We start from the raw sequence: 16,171 nt of genomic DNA on the forward strand, positions 1-16,171 counted from the left end.
GGAGATTCTCATGATTCAGCGTTGTTTTCACCCGGCTTGGATGTTGGTTTTTGGCTTGGCGTTCACCTTAACGGGTTGCCCTGCAAAGCCGGCTGCACCGCCCGCCGCCGGACCAAAAGCCGAGGCGCATGCCGAAGAAGGCCCGCACAAAGGACATTTGATCGAACTCGGCGAAGAAGAGTATCACGCCGAATTGATCCATGAAGATGCGACCAAGACCGTGGCCATCTATCTGCTGGGCGCTGATGCTAAGACCGCCGTCTCAATTCCCGATACCGAGATCATGCTGAATCTGGTCGTTGCTGGCACACCAATGCAGGCCAAGCTGACTGCGGAAAAGCAACCGGGCGACCCCGAAGGGCAGGCCTCGAAGTTCGCGATCGTCGATGAAAAGGTCCTCGAAGCTCTGGAAGCCCCCAAGACCACTGGCCGCCTCAACGTGACGATTGCCGGCAAGAGCTACAGCGGCAACGTCGAACACGAAGGGGACCACGGGCACGATAAGAAGTAGGTCGAAGCATTAGGGACGCCTCGCGCATGGTGCCGCGCTCCGCTCCTCTCGCTAGGGTGGCCGCCCGCCAAAAGGCGTCAAAACAAAGACGGTATTCAGCATTCGATTCTGGTTTGCTCAAGGCGAGAAATGGAGTTCTCGCTTTATCATGCGGGGTTTGCTTTGGTCGAGAAGTCAAATCGCAGGGGCATCGACAGCGAGATTCTCATCGATTCGCAATCGGAGCGATGCCACTGCACCTCGTCTACGATGCACGTTTCACAGTCGTTGCTGTGAGGCGAGGATCATCGGACTCCCGAGTGACAAATGAAGATTGACAACACAAAACTTCGTTTTGGCAACTACCGCTCTCCACCTTTCAGGTATGGCGAAAGGGTCGACTGCCTCGCCCGCGGCGAAGTCACCATTTGGGGGCAATCTGACGGACGTATTCCCTGGCCGATTGGAAAGAAGGTTTCAGCACTTTCATTAGTTCTTTTCGGTGACCTGGCGAAAGCAGTTCGACGCGAGGCGGCTGTTGCCGTTCGCTATTGGTGGGGAGTAGGAAATCGGACTGTATGGATTTGGCGAAGAGCACTCGGCGTCACGCAGACTGAAGGTGATCGCAACTTAAGACAAGAGTACATGACGCCGAAGCACAATCGTCGGATGACAGCTGCAGCTACCGCAGTTGCTGATGCACCGGAACGCCGTCAGAAAATCGCGAAATCAAGGCGTGGCAAGCCATGTCCGCCAGAAGTTATTGCGAAACTACGGAAAGCTAATAAAGGCAAGAAAATGTCGCATGCCGTGAGAACGAAAATGTCAGAAGTTCACAAGCTTCGAGGTACACATCCGCCAGCAGCAGGAGTGCCGTGGACTGCAGAAGAAATTGAGTTGCTGCGCACACTGCGCCCGTCCGAGGTAGCAAATCGCACTCATCGCACAATGACGGCGGTTTACGCAGCACGACGAAAATTCGGTTTGGTGCGCAAAACCGACTGAAGCCAACACATCGATCGGCATTTCAATGTCGTATCGCCGAATCGCCTGGTAATAGACTGGCCCAACTCGTTCGGAGCCGACATGACAAGCATAATTGCGACTTCCAACGAGGATTTTTGCGGCTCGCCTGCGACGCCTCAGCAAGAAAACCCAACGGTTGACTTTGATTCTCGCAACTTCCCCTCGGCAGGCGAGCTTGCAATTGACTTTGAAGCTGTGCATACCGAAAGCCTAATCGGTGGCAAGTATGCGTTGTGTGAGAGAATCGGAGAGGGCGGTATGGGTACCGTCTGGCTGGCCGAACAGCAGATGCCAATTCAGAGAAAAGTAGCGATCAAATTCTTGCGGCCCGATAGACTGTCGGCCCCTGTTATTGCTCGCTTCGCGACCGAATATCAGGCGCTCGCACACATGAACCACCCGCACATCGCAAGAGTGTTCGATGGCGGTAGTACGGCAAATGGTCTACCGTATTTGGTCATGGAGTTCCTCCCTGGATTGTCACTAATAGCACATTGTGATGAACATCGTTGCCCCATCAAACAACGACTAAGACTCTTCGCCAAAGTCTGTTCAGCAGTCGAGCATGCCCATCAGAGAGGCATCATCCACCGAGACTTAAAGCCCTCCAACATCCTCGTGGCTGTGGACAATTGCATTCCCATTCCCAAAGTGATCGACTTTGGCTTGGCCAAGCCCTTACCTTGGTCGGAATGCGCCGCGGGGGAATCCGGACAAACGGTTCCAGGTGTTGCGGTCGGCACGCCCGCTTACATGGCTCCAGAGCAAATCATTGCGGGCACCCAAGTCGTAGACACGCGAGTCGATGTTTACGCTTTGGGTGTCATCCTCTACGAACTTGTGACAGGCACGCTACCATTCGAATTCGAGACTCGCGGCGATGGTTGGCTCGAAGCATATCGGAGGATTCTGCAGGAAGATCCCGATCGGCCAAGCCGACGGCTAAAAACGCTCAGAAACGGGGCACTGACTGCCAGCAACCGTCAAATTGAATTAGCTGGGCTCCAGAGAATTACACGCGGCGACCTTGATTGGATCATCCTGCATTCGCTGCAAAAACAGCCCGAACAGCGGTACGAAAGCGTTGCGAGTTTGCGACTCGACATTGAACGGTTTCTCAGCAACCGCCCCACTGAAGCCCACCCACCATCGCATATTTACAACATTGGAAAATTCATAAAACGGCATTCACTGGCAGTTGGCAGTGTCTGCGTGGTTATGCTGGCAATATGCCTTGGGCTGATTGGCACAACCTGGGGCTTTCTGCGTGCTTGCAAGGCGGAAAGTGAAACCCGTGCCGTCTTGACTGCGGAGTCAGAAGCAAAGGATCAGGCACGGCGCGCACTAGCGGCGTTAGCTGAGACTATCATTGAGTCCTCCCGAATCGACGGCTCGCGTGGTCATTCGCAAGAAGAGCCCGACTTACTTCGCCAGGCAATAAGTCTCCACGACGCGGCCGCAACTCGCGCATCATCGCAAATACATAACCGCTTGCGGCAGCTTCCTACTCCTGACCGAAAGGACGGACCGAAGGAAGAGAAACTCATCCAGGTTGTCGTCGTGCTTGAACACTTAGTTACAGAGCACCCCAGTAGCTTACACAGATCCGTTTTAACGAAAGTGCGGGCAAGGCTGGCCAGCACACTTGAAGACGTGGGACGACTGGGTGACGCCGAAGCGGAGTATCGAAAATGCATCATTGCACTTCAACAACTCCGCATTGAGGAACCGAGTGCTCCAGCGCACCGCCTACAAGAAGCTGAAACTTCTGAACGACTTCACCAATTGGTAGCCAAACGCCACACGATCGAAGGGAAGCGGCATGACTCGTGGGTTCGCTGACGATTGTCTTGAAAAATCGAAACTAAACGACGAAACATACGACTTCTAACCTTCGCCCAACTCTCTAATTTGGTGACTTCAAATTCACGGAGATCAGCAAGTGCGGGAGATTTGACCGCCCGCACTTTGTCGAAAACGAATTGCAAGGCGGAATCGCTGGAGCAACTTTGCGGGCTTAGAATCCAATTCGCACTCCGAAATTGCTACCGCGGAGGTACACGCCGTTCTGCTGATATTGATTGGGGTAACCCCCGTATCCGTAACCTCCACTGTAAGTTGGGTAGTTACCGCCGTGGTTGTGCTGACCGCCATGATTCTGGTTGCCATGTATATTGTGGCCGTGCCCACTTTTGTGACCATGGCCGCCATAATGGCCACCGTATCCGCCGCCAGCAGCCACAGCCGAAGTGGTAAACAGGCCACCGACTGAGAGGGCAGTGATAGCAAACAGGGTGCAGAGGAGACTTTTCATCGCAGATGTTCCTAAAACAGTGAGAACCATTTGATTTGCAAGAGCGAAGTGCTCCAAGGCAACGGATCACTAATAAAGCAGAGTGTGTGCCAGAAATCTTGGTTTTGCAGCAACCTGCTGCTGCTTCGAGACTTGCGTGATCCCACTTTTACGCGACCTGCAACAGACCGCCAATATCTGCCATCACATTGACGACAGACGGTTGTCGCTTTGATTGGAACGACATTCACGGAGGGGGTCCGGCTAATTAAGCCTGCAACTTGAACATTACGGAATCGTAAGCTATGCTTCCAACATGACGCGGTACACATCAGCTGGGATTGTCACATTTTGCCTGGGAATTCCGGCCCTATACGCACTCTCAGCTGGTCCTGTGGTGTACTTGAAGGCATCCGACCGGCTATTTCTGGACAATCAAGGTTTTGAGACGATTTACTATCCGTTGGTTGTCGCGGAACACCACATTCCGCCCTTCGGTGATTTGATGCACCGATACATCGAATTGTGGAATTGCGATCACGATCAAGAATTGACGCCAACAGACCTCGGGGCCGAGAGCTCTGAACAATCCGCCAGCTAGATGGCAATCATTTTTGGTGGGAGTTTGCCACCAACGATGCGGCGAATTGCTCCCGCTCGTACCATCTCATGCATTTCAAAGGGCGTTTTGCACTGGGGAACGTTTACGGTGCGGCCTAATTCCACTGATGTGAGAATAGTCCTGATAGCTACCTCTGAACGTGTCAACGGTGTGCGCTTCGTTGGCAGTCGGATTTGCTAGAATGCGGTGGTCCGGTGAAGCGGAGTCAGGCTCTGCGGGGACGCAACCTGGCGAGGAATAGCCGACGGTGCGCCGAAGCGCACGCACCCCTGGGCGACCAGTTCGTTCAGGGGTCGCTTTGTTTCCCACCCTTCGGACACCGGAGCCATGCCTCCAAAAATCCCGAGGGCGTAGCCCTCGCACCGTGTTACCAGGTCGGGATACCTAAGAAAAAGGCAGGCCGGGCCGCCCCGAAGGGCGGCCCGATTATTTCTCGATTTGGTCTGTTTGCTGATTGGTTGATACAGCCCTTCGATGAAAGGCATGCAGCGGGGCAGGGCAATTCGGCATTTACCTCTTCGAGCTCGCAGCTCAGCCGGGTGGGCCGCGGGGTGGCCAGTTAAAAAGCCGGGCTCAAGGCCCATAGATATGCGCGGCCAGCCCCCGAGATGAACAGCCCGCCAACATGCAACCAGTAAATTGAACTTCGACGACTCATCTCGGACCCGAGTTCCGGCAATCGCCAGTAAACCGCGCCGAGACGTGAATCGCAACTCGCGGCATCCAGTGGATTGCCGCCTCATACACGTTCATACCAGTTAAAAAAGAGAAGGAGCGCGGAGGCCTTCGCCCCGTTGCCACTCCGCTAAGAAGCATCAGATCACTTTGGCCGGCCGGATTGAACGTAGCTGTGAGTTACCGTGCTGCCCGCCATCACTTGGCCACCAATTTGGAATCGGCGTAATTTGTGACAGCAGGCAGCGCAAATTCGCTCAGCCAGCATTTCTTCGTCCGCGTGCTCGCTGCTGTTGACACCGGGATTCATCGACTAGATCACGCTTTTCCAAGGAGTTGAAGAACGACAGCAGGTAATACAAGGAAACGACCGCTCCTAGCAATCCCCACCAGCCAACAGCCGCGGCCGCAAGTAGCGTTGCGGCGGCGATGACGATCGCTACCTGGCCAAAATGACGGGCACCGTCAAAAGGCATGTGATCACCGTCTTCGTGGCACGAGTGACCGGATAATCTGCGCCAGTGTTTTCAAGATCCCCTCCAGGCAGTCCTCCAGCCACTGGAGCTGCGGAACCGGCTGTTTTTTCAGTCGCTTGCGGTGCATAAAATCTCCGTTCATCCAAGTGAAAAAGGAAAAAGACTCGCGCCATGATCCGCGGGACCAACTCCAGCACGGAGCGACCGGCGGCGAACTCGATGCGAGGAGCGCGAATACGGTTGGACAACTTTCTTAAGCCACGTCTTGCAGCTGCTTGATTGACTCCATGGCGCGCTTCAAAGACTTGCGGCTTCGCTTTTCGGTTTTGATCGTGCGGATCAGTTCGTTCACGGCCGCGAGCGTCGTTCGCAGTTGGCTACGAATTGAGATTGCGCAGTCCGTGGCCGAAGGCGTTTGCTTCGTTGCAGACGCTGGACTCAAACGAGCAGCCCGCTGCTTCGTCGCCGGTTGCGAATGTTCTGCGGTTGCGGACTGGGGTGGCGGCAAATCAACCGTGGACGAAATCTGCTTGAGTGGCGACTCCCTGCGCCGCGCAACTGACGGTGCGTCATTGCGAGTGCTAAAGGGCGACTCGATTCTGAGGGAGTCCTCGCTTGACTTCAGTGCCTCTTTGGGATCAAGCAACATCCACACGAACGTGCGACTCGCGTCGCTGGCGATCGCCGGTGAAGCGGTATCCGGAAAATGTATATCCGAAAAACCCATCGCCGCGGCTCGCGCCAGGAACTTCCGATCTGTGCAAATGCGGACGTCATCTCCCTGCTTGCTGGAATTTCGCAAGAACATCTCCGCCGGTCGGGGCGTGCTGGGAGAAGCCGCTCGCAAAATAACCTTTCCATTCAGATCGACGGTTAGTTCGCGATGCGTTTCACCGTTTGGAAGTCGGTGCAGATTGTCCACCATAAATTTGGCATCCGCGGATGCCAGCTTGAGCGTCGCCGTGCTGTAGTGCGTGGATGGTATCGAGCGGTCAATGTCGGGGAACCGGCCTTCCGTTAACACACTCAGCCAGTAGGTCCAGGGGCCGATTTGAAACACTACCCTTTCATCGGTCTTGCCGACGAGAACTGGCTGATCGTGAGGCAGTTCTTTGCTCGCAAAGAACTTCGTGTGCTCCAACAGCAATTCTTCAGCGAAGCCGAATGTGAAGCCCGATTGCTTCAGCAACTGCCGGCCATCGGTAGCTGCGATAATTCCATCGCTGCCACGAATTTGGATACTCGCGAGCGCATATCGTTTGCTTTCGACATCCGTCGTTTCATAAGCGTCACGCAGGGCGAGGAGCAACTCGGCTGAATTTTCGACGAACTGAGTGGGCAGGGCGGGAAAAGACTGCGCATCCGAAGCTGGTTCCGGGGCATCGTACTCCAGGTCTTGGAAGACGCCTTTTTCTTGCCAACTGGCGCCGAGCACGCCCGCCCGACGGCAATTCAAAAACACCGGTTCTGCTTTCGAGCCCTGGACATCGTCGAGGACGCTGAGCGGAACAAACAAGAGCTCAGAGTCTTGCGGCCGAGGATCATGGAATTGAAGGGCCTGATTGGTTCCCTGTACTTCCACAAACAGACCAGCATCGCCGGTGCGAAATGTCAGCACAATTTGCGCGGCCTGGCGAGGGAGAGTCCTCTTCACAATCGAGCGGATGGTCTTGGCTAACAATCGAGTAATCTGAATCAACGCAAAGTCTCCCTGGAGAAATGGTGAAGACAAAAAGGGCGGTACCCAAACTGGCTACCATGCGAGGCGATTCGGTGCATCAAGCGAAGGTGTTTAGGCAGCACTGCGCCCTTGGTCGCGTTCCAGCGCATCCCAATCGACAAAGCTCGGAAACGCATCGTCATCTTGGTCTGGGTTGAATGCTTGGAGCGGCGTAAACACGCTGAAGCCACGGCGACGGATGGTGCGCAATGATTCTCCCGTGGCATCGGCCACGGCTTCATTCAGTTCAGATTGGGTCACAGACAAACTCCTTGGAAATAAGAACAACGAGAAAGGCCTACGGTGTGCGCATGCGCGCACCGCAGGCCGACGATTTTGAAATAAGGGAAGAAAACGCAGATGCTCAGGCGGTCGGCAGCAACCAGTGCTGAGATAGCTAAACTGTCCGCTCCCGAAAAGTTCGGACTTGGAACGAGGTAAAAGAGCCGTCCGCATTCAACGTAACTTTTCCGGTTGCTGCAAAATGGGCGGCAGGAGGTCACCGTCTACATCCGTCATTGGCGAGTACTCCCGTGACATATCGTGCCGCTGAATTCAAAAGTCGGCCTCTAAGGCCGATTCCCCCGGCGCGATTGCAGCCCAATGGGGTGGAGGCGAATTGCCTACCCAGGTAACTGAATCATGAATTCCTTTCGAGCAATGTTTTGGTGGATCTAACGGCCGCGGGAACCGCAGCCTAAGAGTTACACAACAAACCCCCAACCCGCGAAAACGGCATGACGGTCTAATAGTCAAGCAACTGAATTTCATCGCCGGAGAATCGAGGCCGACTCTGCTCTAGGTGCCTTCAAGAGCAACCGGTGAATGCGACCTCGCACGAGGCTGTATTTGCCATAGCCTGCCAGATAGAATCCTCGATGTGTGACATTCAGCCGCATCGGACGCAATAAGCGATGAACGATCCCAATAACACCCACGACGGTCCTAAAGGGGACCTATATGCAACCCGGTCGCTGGACACTTCGCTGGCCAGCAAGGACAAAACTGACTGCAACCTGGTTGAAGGCAAAGTCGTTCCAGACAAACCGGCAGCATCGCCGAGCCACATTCAATCCATCGGTCGTTACCGGATTGACCGGGTGTTGGGTAAAGGCGGCTTCGGGCTCGTGTACTTGGCCCATGATGAGCAGCTGCAGCGGCATGTCGCCATCAAAGTCGCTCACCGCGAACGAGTCTTAACTGCGTCAGATGCCGAAGCCTATTTGATCGAGGCTCGCACTGTTGCGAACCTCGATCATCCGCACATTGTGCCAGTTCACGATGTTGGCAGCACCAGTGAATTCCCGTGTTTCATCGTTTCGAAGTTTATCGAAGGGAGCACACTTGCAGCCAGGATTCAAAGCGATCGGCCGAAACCGAACGCGGCTGCGGAACTGATCGCCACGGTTGCGGAAGCGCTGCATTACGCTCATCGCAAAGGGCTGGTGCATCGAGACATCAAGCCCGGCAACATCCTGATCGACGCCAGTGGCAAACCCTTTGTCGTCGATTTTGGACTAGCACTCAAAGAAGAGAACATCGGACGCGGTCCCAAGTATGCAGGCACGCCAGCTTATATGAGTCCAGAGCAAGCGCGTGGTGAAGGACATCGTGTTGATGGTCGGTCAGATATTTTCAGTCTGGGAACCGTATTCTATGAATTGCTCATTGGGCGGCGGCCCTTCCAAGGTGACTCGCAAGCGGAACTTCTGGATCAGATCTCGACCTTTGAGCCTCGCCCGCCACGCCAGTATGACGATAGCATCCCGAAGGAACTCGAACGAATCTGTCTCAAGACCTTGTCTAAACGAGCGTCTGATCGGTATTCAACTGCCAAGGACTTGGCCGAAGATTTGCGCCATTTTGTGATTCAGCAATCTGGCCCCGTGACGAACAGCAGAGGTGCAGCGGGTGCGCCCGTTTGGCAACCTCCGTCTTCTGCTCGAATTACTGCTACGCCCGCTGCTCACACAACGCAAGGCTCCAACAGTCAGTTTACTAAGATCGTTCCCAAGGGACTGCGATCTTTCGATGCTCATGATGCGGACTTTTTCCTGGAACTTCTTCCTGGTCCACGCGATCGCGACGGCTTGCCGAATACCATTCGGTTTTGGAAGAACCGGATCGAAGAACAAGATACTGACAAAACATTCGCGGTGGGCCTCATTTACGGACCATCGGGTTGCGGCAAATCTTCGCTGGTGAAGGCAGGACTTTTGCCGCGTTTATCTGAACACGTGACCGCCGTCTACATCGAAGCTGCTGCATACGAGACTGAATCCCGGCTGCTCAACGGGCTTCGCAAGCATTGTCCGGCTTTGGACAACAATTTGTCTCTTAAAGAGACATTAGTTGCGCTGCGACGCGGACAGGGACTTCCCGCGGGTAAGAAGGTGCTGCTCGTGCTCGATCAGTTTGAGCAATGGTTGCACGCCAATACGGAGGAGCAGAACACCGAGCTAGTGCAATCGCTGCGGCAGTGTGACGGCGGTCGGTTGCAATGTGTTGTCATGGTGCGGGACGATTTCTGGATGGCAGCGACTCGGTTCATGCGGGAGTTGGAAGTTCGCCTGGTCGAAGCTGAGAATTCCGCCGCGGTCGATCTCTTCCCGATCCGTCACGCTGAGAAAGTGCTCGCTGCGTTTGGTCGGGCCTTCGGCGTTCTCCCCGAGGTTACAAGCGACGCGAGCGAGGAGCAGCAGCAATTTCTGAAGCAGGCGACAGCCAGTTTGGCTCAGGAAGGCAAAGTCATCTCCGTTCGTCTGGCACTTTTCGCGGAGATGATGAAAGGCAGAAACTGGACACCTGCGACGCTCAAGGCAGTGGGGGGGACAGAAGGGGTCGGTGTGACGTTTCTGGAAGAGACGTTTAGTGCGGCAACCGCACCGCCCGAACATCGTTACCACCAGAAAGCGGCCCGCAACGTCCTGAAGTCACTCCTGCCGGAATCGGGAACGGACATCAAGGGACACATGCTGTCGGCGGCGGGACTACTGGACGCGTCCGGTTATCAAACTCGGACCCAGGACTTCGCTGACTTGCTACGTGTGCTGGATAGCGAAATCCGCCTCATTACGCCGACCGATCCCGAGGGACAAGACCATGAGGCTGCGGAAACCCAGTCAATGATTCAGGCCGGGCAAAAGTATTACCAACTTACGCACGACTATCTGGTGCCGTCATTGCGTGAATGGCTGACACGCAAACAAAAAGAAACCCGACGAGGTCGCGCAGAATTACTGCTCGCGGAACGAGCAGCACTCTGGATGAATAAAGCTGAGAACCGGCATTTGCCTTCGTTTTTGGAATACTTGGCGATCACCTTCAGGACCAACCGTGCCAGTTGGAATCCCGCCCAGACGGTGATGTTGAAAAAGGCGAGCCGCCAGTTCCTTCTGCGAGCGGCGATGCTGTTGGCTTTGGCAGCTTTAATGGCCGGAGTCACGATTTCATTGGTGAAGGGATTTGCCAAACAGCGAGACGTTGATCTCGCCACGGCAACCGTTTTGCAAATCCGGGATGCCGTTCCCACGGACGTACCGAAGATAGTGAGGCAGTCCGCAGTATCAGCTAGTCAGCTCGAGCAATCGTTGACGAGTCAATTCGACGGCTTCACTGAAACGTCTCGCTTCAAATTTCGCGATCGGGGCGAAGATTACCCTGACGAACAACTTAGTTCTGCTGACGATTTGCTTCGCAAACGATTTAATATTCGATTCGCTTTCCAGTTGATGCGTGAGCGGGAAGCGCCGGGCCAACCTCAACGCGAGAACGAAACTGCACTCGCGGAGCTGGTTTGCTTTTCGAGCGCCAAAGACTTTTCCGATATGATGGCGGTCCTAAAGCCGTATCGCTCTCGCCTGCAGGACAACTTCTGGAAGATTCTGGAAAGCGACCGAAGTTCCGAGGAGCAGCGTTTCCGGGCAGCTTGTGCGTTTGCGCAATGCGTCGATCAGAACAGCTTCGCGAAGAAATATGTATGGGATCAATCCTCCGCATCGTATGTGAAGTACGGAGACTGGATCGCGGCTAAACTAATTCCGAGAAATGAAAGATACTGGCATACTTGGCGTGATGCACTTGAGCCGGCAAATACAGAGCTCATGGCTGGGCTCCAACGGCAGATAGATACTAACCACAATTTGCGAGAAGCGAACCTCGCGCGGGCCAAGTACCTGGCGGAGCACTACCGCGTCATGTCGTTGCCAATTAGTGCAGCCGAGAAGGAACTGATCCTGGAATCAAATTTTGACCCCCATGCGGGTCATGCGCATTGAGCTGGCACTTTGCGAATGGGCGGAAAACCCGTAGGAACATGATGACGGCAAGGTGGCTGTGGGAGTTGGTCAAATACTCGGAGAGTTCGGATGAGATTCTGCGAAATCTGGCCGCTGCCTTGCGAAGACACGTCGCGGCGTGGCGTTCCTGCGCTTACGCGGCGGTGGCAGAACTTCCGACCTTGGTCAGACAGTGCCCAATGGTAAAGGAACAACTCACATTGCGTTACCTCGCCAACTCAAGTTTCCGCAGAAGATACTCTTGCACTTTGACCGTCGGGCAATTGGTCCGAGCCACTTTGTCGCCATGTCGCGCAGCATTGACGCACTCCACTATTAGATGCAGTGCAACACGGTTGCCTATCGCGCGGAGAAGACTGAAAGGAAATGACGAAGAGTTCAGTCCGTTTCTAGAGCGGTTTCGTGTGTCTACCTAGTGAACTTGCGGCGACAGGACGTCAAACCGCTCCATCTTTTCGTCGAGTTCGAGCATTTCGAGCAGCCCGGTTACCGTCGCTGATTCGATCGGCACCGGTTCTTGGCAAAGTGCATGGCATCAATGCCGTGCTGATTGTGTTCCGCACGCGACTCACATCGAGGCGAGTAAGGCGGGAGTTGAGCGTCATGGGGATCTCGGTTGCATTTTGAAATCGGGTGGTGGTGTTGAGCGGAGATTTGGCTCTACAGGGAGACATCGTACGGAGAAATAGGTTTATGAGAAAGTCCAGAGCGCGACTTGCAGGCTGGGTTTTCGGCGCTCTCTGGTTAGTAAATGAGACCCGATCAGCACCCTCGACCGAACGAACCCGTTAACCACATTCCAGTCAAAAACAAACTAGAGTTCAGAGTCTTGCGGCATGGGATCGTGGAATTGAAGGGCCTGATTGGTTCCCTGTACTTCCGCAAACAGACCAGCATCGCCGGAGCGAAATGTCAGCACAATCTGCGCGGCCTGGCGAGGAGGGTCCTCTTCACAATCGAGCGGATGTGCTTGGCTAACAATCGGGTAATTTGAATCAACGCAAAGTCTCCCTAGGGAAATGATGAAGACAAGAAGGGTGGCAGCCACACTGGCTGCCACCCGAAGCGATTCGTTGCATCAGGTGATAGCGTTTAAGCAGCGCTGCGCCTTTGGTCGCGTTCCAATGCATCCCAATCGACAACGCTCGGAAGCGCATCGTCATCTTGGTCTGGATTGAATGCTTGGAGCGGCGTAAGCACGCTGAAGCCCCGGCGACGGATGGTGCGTAACGATTCTCCCGTGGCATCAGCCACGGCTTCATTCAGTTCAGTTTGGGTCACAGACAAACTCCTTCGAAATAAGAACTACAAGAAAGGCCTGCGGTGCGCATGCGCACCGCAGGCCGACGATTTTGAAATGAGGGAAGAAAACGCAGGTGCTCAGGCGGTTGGCAGCAACCAGTGCTGAGATAGCCACGCCACTTCGGCGGTGAGCGCTTCGCTACGAGAAACAAAGGGACCGAGCGTCGGTCCCGAAACTGGTGAGAGATCGCAAACCCATTGACCACGTTCGTCGGGTTCGACGTGCGAACCGCGGCAAATGGTCAATGTGCCCAGCTGTGCCAAATTGATGGTCTCACCGTAAATACAGCGGGCCCGCCCTCCAAGTTCGATCAGCAGTTCCATAGCGGATGCGCCTCACTTGCTGCGGCGCAGGATATTGCGGCGTGGGCGGTCGACGAGCAGGCCATCGAGCACCGATTGCACTCCCGACAGCTGCGAAGCAACTTGCTGCCGAAGCGCTTGGTTGTCGCGCAATTGTTGCGGCTCGACGCCGCGCACCACGCGTTGCGCTTGCCCCACCAACTCATCGAGCTGTTCATTCGAGCGAATGTTAAGATGCCGAAACCGCTCGAAGAATTCGCGCAGATTCTCAACGACAGAATCGCGAAAGACTTTGGGTTTGCCATCCTCGGCACCACCCAAACGCTCGGTAAGGTGGGAAACGAGCTTCGCCAGTTCTTCAGTGAAGGCCTGTTCAGCCAGTTCAACTGCCTCGTCAAACCGGGCGGCCACCCGGGCAGCTTCTTGCTGGTAAAGCTGTGGTGACAACTGGCGCAAATATTCCGGCGGTTCCACGCTGGGAAAATCATAGGTCACATCAAACCACCCGCGGAGTGTCGCCGGATAATCCCCCGCGTTATACAGAGAGCCGAGCCGGCGACGGGCGGCCGATCTCAATTCGTCGTAGCGCTCATCGAGCTTGATGACCGCGTCGTCGAGTTCGGCTTTGAGAGAGGTCAACTGCACTGTGAAGGCACCAATGTCATCCTGTCGGATCAAGCGAATGCCGCTTTCTGGGTACGGGAGGGAAACCCCTTTCCAGTAGGCAATCACGCGATGCCGCACAGCGGTCACTGCTTTGAAGGCGGGATGCGATGTATCCAGCAGCTTTTTGCCAGCAGACAGATAGGCCCGCTCGGCCCCGAACGTGTCGGCCGCCTGGGATTTTTGTTCCTGCGTTAACGTCTTCCGGCTACCGAGCCAAGTAAACATCACGCGGACTGCGGCCATGGTGGTTCGCAGTCGATCGGCGGGCGCGCTTTGATTTTGCGCAGCCGGTAGGTCTAATAAGGCGGTCATAGAAGTCTCCAAGAGAATCGAAGAAGTAACTAAACGCGATGCCAGGCAGAAGCACTCCAGAAATCAGCCTTACAGTGGAAGGCCGCATGAAACTCGGCGAGCAGCGGGTGCCTGATCAGATTGGGCCAAAGAAGCCCCCGGCGGCAACAAGAACACTCCAGCCACCCGATCTCTGGCGCGCCACTCCGTTCGGTTCGATCCGCTCTGAAATGTGGCGGGTGACACGCGACGATGTGGACGCCGTTGCTCGTTTGACAGAAGTCCGAATGACTCGTTGGCCTTACGCTAAGGGACAGTGTCCAGGTTCGCCCCCAAGAGACCAACCTTGATCCCCGCCTTCTGCAAGGCCGATGTAGCGCGATTGGTGAAAACGTACATTGCAGCCAAACTGATACAGGGGAAGAACAGTCCCACTGCAAAAAACGCAATGATGGGGACAGACATCTCCAGCGCCCGTCCCAGCTTAAAGAAGCACCAGACCCCAAACGCCGCGTTAGCGAGGAATCCCAGTATTCCCAACGGCCAAAGCCAAGTTGTTTGAAAACAATACCAGATCGGCAGTTGGCTGAGGATGTTGATCAGCAGAGCGTAAAGCAACAGTTTTTGTCGATAAGCAATCTCCTGGAGCGGCGAAGGTTCAGACCCTAGGGAAACACGGGTGGCCACTGGGGGTGGCACGACGGTCTGCGGCAAGCGAACGGCCAGCGGAAAGCCGCATTGCGGACATGCGGGTGCTTGGTCGCTTACCTGACGCTGACATTCCGGGCAGGCAATTAATGGCATAGTCTTCTTTCTGTGAATGCGAGTGGTATTTTCAGTTCAACTATTTGCTCCGCGGCGGAAACCGAATGCTGGCTGTGATGTCGCGTAGTTCCTGCTGGCGGATTGCAAAATTCTCCGCCGTCGTGAAGGCGCGGATTTGATAATACGTGTGCGGTGTGTCCACCACCGTGTGTAGAAATATGACACGCGTGCCGTCTTGGCTGGCTTCAATTCGGCTCTGGACTGCCGGATGTCCGCCGACCGTCAAAGGCACAGCGGGCGTCTGCGTGCCGTCCTGTAATTCATTCACCAGCAATTCGCGTAGAGCGGCACCATAGGCGCCGAGCTTGTGGAAAGCGCTCGCCACGGCTGCCTTATCTTCCGCAAAGACCACGACTCCCACGTCGTGCGCTGGATGCTGAATGAACAGAAGGCTCTCGGGGATTATGGCAGGATCGCTCGACCAATCCGAAGTGGCGAATATTTGCACGCGTCCCTGTACATCGGCAAAGGTCTTGAGAACCGGTACGGAAGTTGGCTGAACGCGCGGCGCCGGCTGTCCCACGGATTGTGCGGGAAGCGCCAAAACAATCACGTTTAGCAGCAACAAACAAATGACGGTGCCGTTGAGCAGCCACCAGATGGCCGGCGTTGTGCTAAAACGCGCTCGGGAAACTGGGAACGGTCCCGACCTTTCGCCCCCACAGAAAGGACAATTTCCGTCTCCAGGCGGAACCGAACGTCCGCAGACCTGGCAGGTTCGTTGGGTCATTAAAGTATCTCCATTTCGTGATTTGGGAATTCTGGTGAAGTTGGAACAAGCTTTTCGCGTAGGACTAAGTGGCGCTGTGTTTCGGCAGTGTAGCCAGCGCGGAACTGAAAAGATACTCATAGTCCGTCGACCGATAGACATCTCTATAACCATGATCCGGAGATGGCAAAGACGGCCGACATCTTGGAGAACTTCGGTCAGCGGGTACGGTCCCTACGCACTGCCAAAGGCTTGTCACAAGAAGACTTTGCCCATGAGTGCCAGCTCGATCGAACATATATGGGCGGAATTGAGCGCGGCGAACGAAATGTCGCCTTGAGGAATATCGAGCGCATCGCCAACGCCCTAGGGATTTCGATTGCCGAGTTGATGAAGGGCTTATGAGTGTGAACGCTCTGAAACTCCGAGCGAACATACTGCATCAGCCGGTGAACGCGTCTGTTCAAGTTGCTTA

General features: G+C 55.1%; 13 protein-coding genes. 5 read left to right on the forward strand and 8 right to left on the reverse strand.

Going from position 1 to position 16,171, the window contains the following annotated elements; genetic code table 11:
- The first annotated feature begins 10 nt into the window (after positions 1-10).
- The 3 genes from ETAA8_RS08615 to ETAA8_RS08625 all read left to right on the forward strand — a co-directional run bounded on the left by ETAA8_RS08615 (position 11) and on the right by ETAA8_RS08625 (position 3,358).
- Positions 11-511 carry a hypothetical protein gene (locus tag ETAA8_RS08615; protein ID WP_145087504.1) on the forward strand — a complete coding sequence of 167 codons (501 nt, stop codon included), beginning with the start codon at positions 11-13 and terminating at the stop codon, positions 509-511.
- A 306-nt stretch (positions 512-817) separates the two neighbouring features.
- Positions 818-1,495 carry a hypothetical protein gene (locus tag ETAA8_RS08620; RefSeq protein ID WP_145087506.1) on the forward strand — a complete coding sequence of 226 codons (678 nt, stop codon included), beginning with the start codon at positions 818-820 and terminating at the stop codon, positions 1,493-1,495.
- An 81-nt stretch (positions 1,496-1,576) separates the two neighbouring features.
- Positions 1,577-3,358 (forward strand): serine/threonine protein kinase, encoded by a 1,782-nt coding sequence (locus ETAA8_RS08625; protein WP_145087508.1) that lies wholly within the window; start codon positions 1,577-1,579, stop codon positions 3,356-3,358.
- A 175-nt stretch (positions 3,359-3,533) separates the two neighbouring features.
- Here the strand turns inward: ETAA8_RS08625 and ETAA8_RS08630 are convergent, their stop codons facing one another.
- From ETAA8_RS08630 to ETAA8_RS08640, 3 genes are all read right to left on the reverse strand, one after another.
- Positions 3,534-3,830 carry a sulfur globule protein precursor gene (locus ETAA8_RS08630; protein ID WP_145087511.1) on the reverse strand — a complete coding sequence of 99 codons (297 nt, stop codon included), beginning with the start codon at positions 3,828-3,830 and terminating at the stop codon, positions 3,534-3,536.
- Positions 3,831-5,835: 2,005 nt separating this feature from the next.
- A complete protein-coding gene (locus ETAA8_RS08635; RefSeq protein WP_145087513.1) occupies positions 5,836-7,281 on the reverse strand; it encodes a beta clamp domain-containing protein in 1,446 nt (481 codons plus the stop codon).
- 93 nt (positions 7,282-7,374) lie between these two features.
- On the reverse strand, positions 7,375-7,563 hold the full coding sequence (locus tag ETAA8_RS08640) for a hypothetical protein (protein ID WP_145087515.1): 189 nt from the start codon (positions 7,561-7,563) through the stop codon (positions 7,375-7,377).
- 653 nt (positions 7,564-8,216) lie between these two features.
- On the opposite strand from ETAA8_RS08640, the gene ETAA8_RS08645 reads away from it, so the two are divergent.
- Positions 8,217-11,579 (forward strand): serine/threonine-protein kinase, encoded by a 3,363-nt coding sequence (locus tag ETAA8_RS08645; protein WP_145087517.1) that lies wholly within the window; start codon positions 8,217-8,219, stop codon positions 11,577-11,579.
- 1,113 nt (positions 11,580-12,692) lie between these two features.
- Here ETAA8_RS08645 and ETAA8_RS08650 read toward each other — a convergent pair.
- The 5 genes from ETAA8_RS08650 to ETAA8_RS08670 all read right to left on the reverse strand — a co-directional run bounded on the left by ETAA8_RS08650 (position 12,693) and on the right by ETAA8_RS08670 (position 15,717).
- Complete coding sequence (locus tag ETAA8_RS08650; RefSeq protein ID WP_145087519.1) at positions 12,693-12,881, reverse strand: hypothetical protein; 189 nt, start codon at positions 12,879-12,881, stop codon at positions 12,693-12,695.
- Between the two features lie 99 nt (positions 12,882-12,980).
- A complete protein-coding gene (locus tag ETAA8_RS08655) occupies positions 12,981-13,226 on the reverse strand; it encodes a hypothetical protein (protein ID WP_145087521.1) in 246 nt (81 codons plus the stop codon).
- A gap of 12 nt (positions 13,227-13,238) precedes the next feature.
- A complete protein-coding gene (locus ETAA8_RS08660; RefSeq protein ID WP_145087523.1) occupies positions 13,239-14,183 on the reverse strand; it encodes a hypothetical protein in 945 nt (314 codons plus the stop codon).
- A gap of 285 nt (positions 14,184-14,468) precedes the next feature.
- Complete coding sequence (locus ETAA8_RS08665; protein WP_145087525.1) at positions 14,469-14,966, reverse strand: zinc-ribbon domain-containing protein; 498 nt, start codon at positions 14,964-14,966, stop codon at positions 14,469-14,471.
- Between the two features lie 40 nt (positions 14,967-15,006).
- On the reverse strand, positions 15,007-15,717 hold the full coding sequence (locus ETAA8_RS08670) for a hypothetical protein (protein ID WP_145087526.1): 711 nt from the start codon (positions 15,715-15,717) through the stop codon (positions 15,007-15,009).
- A 162-nt stretch (positions 15,718-15,879) separates the two neighbouring features.
- Between ETAA8_RS08670 and ETAA8_RS08675 the strand changes: the two genes are divergently transcribed.
- The gene (locus ETAA8_RS08675) at positions 15,880-16,101 is read left to right on the forward strand and encodes a helix-turn-helix domain-containing protein (RefSeq protein WP_145087528.1); all 222 of its coding nucleotides are present in this window, start codon (positions 15,880-15,882) and stop codon (positions 16,099-16,101) included.
- Positions 16,102-16,171: the final 70 nt, after the last annotated feature.

This window comes from Anatilimnocola aggregata, assembly GCF_007747655.1.
GTDB lineage: Bacteria > Planctomycetota > Planctomycetia > Pirellulales > Pirellulaceae > Anatilimnocola > Anatilimnocola aggregata.